General features: G+C 35.9%; 3 protein-coding genes. 2 read left to right on the forward strand and 1 reads right to left on the reverse strand.

Annotation, left to right across the window (positions count from 1 at the left end):
• Positions 1-344 precede the first annotated feature (344 nt).
• Together repM and FTV38_RS17310 are read left to right on the forward strand one after the other, a co-directional pair.
• Positions 345-1,274: a replication initiation protein RepM gene (gene repM / locus FTV38_RS17305; protein ID WP_180023024.1), complete on the forward strand. Its 930-nt coding sequence runs from the start codon at positions 345-347 to the stop codon at positions 1,272-1,274.
• Entirely contained in the window at positions 1,271-1,567 is a 297-nt protein-coding gene (locus FTV38_RS17310; RefSeq protein ID WP_087528905.1) for a hypothetical protein, read from the forward strand. Before repM ends, FTV38_RS17310 begins: the two co-directional genes overlap by 4 nt.
• On the opposite strand, the gene FTV38_RS17315 is transcribed toward FTV38_RS17310, so the two are convergent.
• On the reverse strand, positions 1,564-1,837 hold a 274-nt coding region (locus FTV38_RS17315), incomplete at its 5' end, for a mobilization protein (RefSeq protein WP_180023025.1). The genes FTV38_RS17310 and FTV38_RS17315 overlap by 4 nt on opposite strands.

The raw sequence follows: 1,837 nt of genomic DNA on the forward strand, positions 1-1,837 counted from the left end.
ACATGATTAACTAAAAACTGCCCCACGAAGCGAGGAACGAGCTTCAATAGAGTACGAGCTTTAGCGAGTACCTAGGGCAGTTTGCACTCCCCTCTCGAAAGGCTTTTAATTATTTTTAAAGCTTTTAATGCTTTTAGACAGGTTGAAACCCTTGTGTAGTAAGTGTTACAGACTATATAAACGGACATTTGCTCTTGTATAAACGGACATTTGCTCTTGTATAAACGGACATTTGCTCTTGTATAAACGGACATTTACTCTTAATTAAAGGACGTTATAAATATTGACCTTAAAAAGATATTAGATTACATTGTCCTTTAATTAGATAATAATAAGTTCTTCTTATGAAAAATAGTTTAGTCGTGAAAGATAATGCTCTAATAAATGCCAGTTACAACCTAGAGCTAACGGAACAACGTTTGATCATGCTAGCTATCATTAATGCTAGAGAATCGGGACAAGGAATCACTGCGGATAGTAAACTGGAAATACATGCTAGTGACTACGCCAAGCTATTCAATGTATCTGCCGATGCGTCATATAAAGCTTTGAGAGAAGCTGTAAATAATCTGTTTAATCGTCAATTTAGTTATACAGCCGAATATAAAAAAACAGGCAAAGTCGGCATTGTTCGATCTCGCTGGGTAAGCCGTATATTTTATGTAGATGACCTAGCATTGTTAGAAATTACTTTTGCTCCTGATGTAGTGCCTTTAATCACACGATTGGAAGAACACTTTACAAAATATGAAGCTAAACAAGTTGCTCACCTAACCAGTAAATACGCCACTAGGCTTTATGAATTGCTGATTGCTTGGCGTGAAGTTGGAAAAGTTCCACAACTAGAACTTAGTGAGTTTAGAAACAGATTAGGTCTTGTTGATAGTGAATACACCGCCATGAGTGACTTTAAAAAGCGTGTGCTTGAACCATCAATTAAACAAATTAATGAGCATACTGATATTACTGTAACGTATGAACAGCATAAAAAAGGACGGATCATTTCAGGTTTTTCTTTCAAATTTAAGCAAAAACAACAGCCAAAAGTTGAAGCAAAAAGAGATCCAAACACGCCTGATTTTTTTATAAAAATGACCGATGCACAACGCCATTTATTTGCAAAAAAAATGTCAGAAATGCCTGAAATGGGGAAATATTCACAAGGTACAGAAAGCTACCAGCAATTTGCTATCCGTATAGCAGATATGCTGTTAGAGCCTGAAAAATTCAGAGAGCTTTATCCAATTTTAGAAAAATCAGGATTTCAGCCATGATTAAATTAAATAACCTATCAACCGATCTAAAGCATGTGACCGTTGAATACCTCGACATCGTAAATTATGAAATTGCGAGGGAAAATATATGCGGTTATATCTTCCTATTATCCCGACTATCCAAAGATGCCGAACCCACCGAAAAAATGCAGATGGAAAGCAAAATACAGAACTTAATTTACTATCGGGATAATTTACAAATCGAGGACAAGGACAATATTCAAAAGGTTTTAAATACGCTCATTCCAGAGTATCAAGCCGAACAAAACAACCAAACAGCTAAGAAAAATTAGGCTTCAATATCGGGCAAATCAAAAAGCTGTCGATCTCTATTTTCTGTTAAATATTCGTTGAGTTCAGCGAGTATTTTTTCTTTATTGGCTTCATTTGCCTGCATTTTCTTAATCAAGTAAGAACCGAGCAAAATTTTACGCCGAGTATCATCCTTGCGCTCCTGTTCTTTCTTTTTGGTACGTTCTCTTGCTTCAATAGCCTGTTTCTGTGCTTTTAACTGTTTCAGCTTCTCTAACTGGGCTTCAATTTTCTTTTCGATATCTTCAGCA

It is taken from the genome of Acinetobacter sp. YH16044, assembly GCF_013417145.1.
Taxonomy (GTDB): Bacteria; Pseudomonadota; Gammaproteobacteria; order Pseudomonadales; family Moraxellaceae; genus Acinetobacter; species Acinetobacter amyesii.